4 protein-coding genes and 1 pseudogene are annotated in these 3,481 nt (G+C 46.0%); 4 read left to right on the top strand and 1 reads right to left on the bottom strand.

The annotated features are described in order from the left end of the window. Positions 1-360 precede the first annotated feature (360 nt). The 4 genes from SSCH_RS02920 (at position 361) to SSCH_RS16090 (ending at position 3,060) form a co-directional block, all read left to right on the top strand. A complete protein-coding gene (locus tag SSCH_RS02920; protein WP_044664165.1) occupies positions 361-1,323 on the top strand; it encodes a magnesium transporter CorA family protein in 963 nt (320 codons plus the stop codon). 171 nt (positions 1,324-1,494) lie between these two features. After that, on the top strand, positions 1,495-1,953 hold the full coding sequence (locus tag SSCH_RS02915; protein ID WP_044664164.1) for a universal stress protein: 459 nt from the start codon (positions 1,495-1,497) through the stop codon (positions 1,951-1,953). Positions 1,954-2,020: 67 nt separating this feature from the next. Beyond that, complete coding sequence (locus SSCH_RS02910; RefSeq protein ID WP_044664163.1) at positions 2,021-2,302, top strand: DUF503 domain-containing protein; 282 nt, start codon at positions 2,021-2,023, stop codon at positions 2,300-2,302. A gap of 119 nt (positions 2,303-2,421) precedes the next feature. Next, on the top strand, positions 2,422-3,060 hold the full coding sequence (locus SSCH_RS16090) for a GerMN domain-containing protein (protein WP_052835231.1): 639 nt from the start codon (positions 2,422-2,424) through the stop codon (positions 3,058-3,060). Positions 3,061-3,260: 200 nt separating this feature from the next. Here the strand turns inward: SSCH_RS16090 and SSCH_RS02900 are convergent. Then, positions 3,261-3,481: pseudogene (locus SSCH_RS02900) on the bottom strand (GPR1/FUN34/YaaH family transporter); the annotation flags it as partial.

The following is a 3,481-nucleotide window of genomic DNA, read 5'->3' as shown; positions in this document are numbered from 1 at the left end:
TGTTCAGGATGATGATTGGAAAATAAGGCCAACGGCAGCTTAGCAATTCTATTCAACATAGCGGTTTCAATACGGTGTACACTACCCGTATGCCCATTTGAAGGTGCTATAGTAGGTTAAAAGGAGCAAAATAGCTTGAAAAGGAATGTGCCACCACATGTAGAACGGATATTTTTCAAAAAAACTTCGGAATCGGTGATAAAAACGCCAGTTTTTGTACTCGCAAGATTTTTAAACATTTTGATGCGTCAGTACTGTGTCTGCCTGGTAGTGCTTGCACCTCATGTATTGCTCTGCTATGCTAAACATAGATTGTTATAAGATAAATAATTTATCAGCCTGGAAAGGGTGGTGAGGAAGATGTTGAAGGTTTACCATACTGTAGATGATCATGTGTCAGTAAGGGAGCAACCTTCTGAAAAGGGATCCTGGCTCTGCTTAATTAACCCCACCGAAGAAGAGATTCAGTCGGTAAGCAGGCATACGGGAATAACCTACGACTTTTTAAAAGATCCGCTTGATGATGAAGAGAGGCCCCGCATTGAAATTGAACCCGGGCAAATTCTGATTATCATCAAAGTACCGGTTGCCAGGGGAAAAGAGGAAGCTGAGTTTTATGATACTATCCCACTGGGAATAATTGTGACCAAAGACAATTTGGTGACTGTTTGTTTGGATGATCACCCGATTTTCGCCCAGATGCTCAAGGAGCCGGTGCTTTATACCTTTAAGAAAACGCGCTTTCTTCTTTTAGTATTGATAAAAACTGCGACCCTCTATCTAAATTACCTGCGTATCTTGGATGTACGGAGTACAGAACTTCAACAACGTCTTTCTCATACAATGAAAAATGAGGCGCTCTTTCAGCTGTTGGATGTACAGAAAAGTCTGGTTTACTTTACCACATCACTGCGGGCTAACGGGATCGTCATGGAGAAGCTTACCCGTACTCAACTGGTAAAAGCCAAGGAAGCACCGGCATCGATGCTGATTAAGATGTACCCCGAAGATGAAGACCTGCTGGAGGATGCCATTACTGAAAACAGGCAGGCCATGGAGATGAGTTCTATTTACAGCTCGATTTTGACGGGTTCGATGGATGCCTACGCCGCGATTATCTCGAACAACATGAACATTGTTATGAAATTTCTTACTTCGGTAACCATTGTACTCTCTTTGCCGACGATTATTGCAAGCATCTATGGAATGAACGTGGGCCTTCCTTTTCAGCATTCACCCTTTGCCTTTGCAGGGATTATGGGTGTAACTCTTGGCCTCGGCGGTGTTGTTGCCTATTCTCTCTACCGCTGGAATATGTTTTGAAGACAAAGGGGTTCGGTACGGCTGTACCGTTCAAACCCGCATATACCAGAACTACTTATTCCGCTGCCATGTTATCTATGGCGGTGTTTTTTTATAAGCCATATAGTGCGCAGTGTGTCGGTTTATTAGATATAATAAGGTGACAGACCCAAAAAGAGGGGAGGTGCAACTATGGATGTGGGGAGCAGGAAATCTGATGAGCATGTTGCTTACAAAGTAATTGTAGCAGCAACGGACGGGTCGCCGTCTGCCCAGAATGCGTTACGACACGCCGTTACCCAGGCACAGGCACACAATGCCAGCTTACGGGTGATTTATGTGGTTAATGCCCACATTTCATTCCGCCTGGGTACGTACCAACAGATGGCATTGGATATCTTGCAGGAGGAAGGGAACCGCGCTGTTGACGAGGCGGTCAGTATGGCGAAGAGTTCAGGTGTTCAGGATGTGAGCGGGGTGGTATTGAGGGGCAATCCCAGGCAGGATATTGTGGCCTGGTCAAAGGAACAGGATGCCGACCTGATTGTTCTGGGCTCCCATGGGTATTCTCGCTTTGGGGCCTTAATGATCGGCAGTGTCGCTGATTACGTGGTACACAGTGCATCCTGCAGTGTTTTGCTTGTGCGATAGGATGCACTGGGGACTGTCCCCCTTGCACGCCTTCAGGCCTCTATTTCAGGTAGGAAGTGGTTTTATAATGGTAATTGGCCTTTGTATAGTTGAACTTTTGATCGGGGAGGCCGGTTCCCTGAAGGATAAAAGAAGAATATTGAAGAGTATGATGGATAGGGTTAAAGCCCACTATAATGTTTCTATAGCGGAGATAGACCAGCACGACATCTGGCAGCGCTCAACAATTGCCTTTACCTGTGTAACTAATGAAAGAAAACATGCTTTTCGTGTGTTGAATTCTGTAGTCAAGTTTTTTGAAAAACAGAGGGAGTCACAGGTGCTGGACTATCAGATAGAAATGATCTGAGAAATAATTTATGGGATAATCAGAGTATAGGAAACATGCTATCATATGGAATAAAATGCCCTCTTCCGGCATAGGTTTATCAAGGAAGCATAACCATAAAAAGGGAGGAGGGCTATTGGATGGCATGGGATTTTAAACGAATGGAAGAGAAAGAGAATGAGCGGCGCAGGGGGCACCTTCATTTTGTCCTGATGGTGGTGTTGACTGTGGCTTTTCTGGTGGTAGGAGGGTGCAGTCTCACTGAAAGAATGGGAACGTCCTCCAAAGAAGCGCGGACACCGGAACTTGAGGATGATATTTTAGGTCTTGAGGGTGAGGACGCTGTTTTTTCTGAGGAAGCGGAAGGCACTAAAGTGACTCTCTATTTCAAGAATCAGGAGGAGAACTGCCTGGTTCCGGTGACACAGGATGTCCCCAAGGTTACCGGGATAGCCAAAGCAACACTGGAAGCACTGTTCCAAGGGAAAGAAGAAGGGGATCTCAAACCTGCTCTTCCGAAAGGGGCGGAGGTGAAGGATCTCAACATCAAGACAGATGGGACCTGTGTTGTGGATCTAAACAGGGAAGCCACAAAGATCTCGGGAAGTGACCCCAAGGATGAGGCCCTGGCGGTTTATTCCATTGTCAATACCCTGACGGAATTTCCTACTGTACAAAAAGTTCAGATTTTGGTGGAGGGGCAAATCATAAAGACCTTTGCAGGTCATATTCCAGTGGACATGCCTCTCCTGCGCGACATGTCTTTTGTTAAAAGTTAAAGAAGGCAACTGAAACCGGGGGGCGTCCCCGACCCCACTGTATTTCAGAAGATGCAACAGGGACCGTCCCCACTGCATCAGAAATGCGCCAGGAACCGTCCCCACTGCATTTCTGTACCTAAGAAAAAAAGAACCGGCTAATCAATGAGCCGGTTTTTTCTTTTCACCCGGTTTTGCATTCCGGTTATCAATATTTTTCTCTATTTGTCAAGAGGAAAGATGGGGAGTACTGTGCGCTTATAAGTCGAGTTGATAACTCCTGCTGCTGATGCATACCAGGCGACTGCAGCTGTAACAATACCCATTATGCCGCCCGGCACAGAGGAGATAATCGACCGAACTCCGGCAGAACCAGTAGAATAAAGGTTATTTATAAAGGTTGTAAACACGCCACACACAGCGCCGTTGGTCCTGAATGAAG

It is taken from the genome of Syntrophaceticus schinkii, assembly GCF_000946815.1.
Lineage (GTDB): Bacteria > Bacillota > DSM-12270 > Thermacetogeniales > Thermacetogeniaceae > Syntrophaceticus > Syntrophaceticus schinkii.
Note: the sequence above shows the minus strand (reverse complement) of the source record. Positions and strands in the feature narration are given on the sequence as shown.

Bases quoted from the DNA above. Each gene is read 5' to 3' on its own strand.
- SSCH_RS02920 (WP_044664165.1), top strand. From the start codon at position 361: ATGTTGAAGGTTTACCATACTGTAGATGATCATGTGTCAGTAAGGGAG.
- SSCH_RS16090 (WP_052835231.1), top strand. From the start codon at position 2,422: ATGGCATGGGATTTTAAACGAATGGAAGAGAAAGAGAATGAGCGGCGC.
- SSCH_RS02915 (WP_044664164.1), top strand. From the start codon at position 1,495: ATGGATGTGGGGAGCAGGAAATCTGATGAGCATGTTGCTTACAAAGTA.
- SSCH_RS02910 (WP_044664163.1), top strand. From the start codon at position 2,021: ATGGTAATTGGCCTTTGTATAGTTGAACTTTTGATCGGGGAGGCCGGT.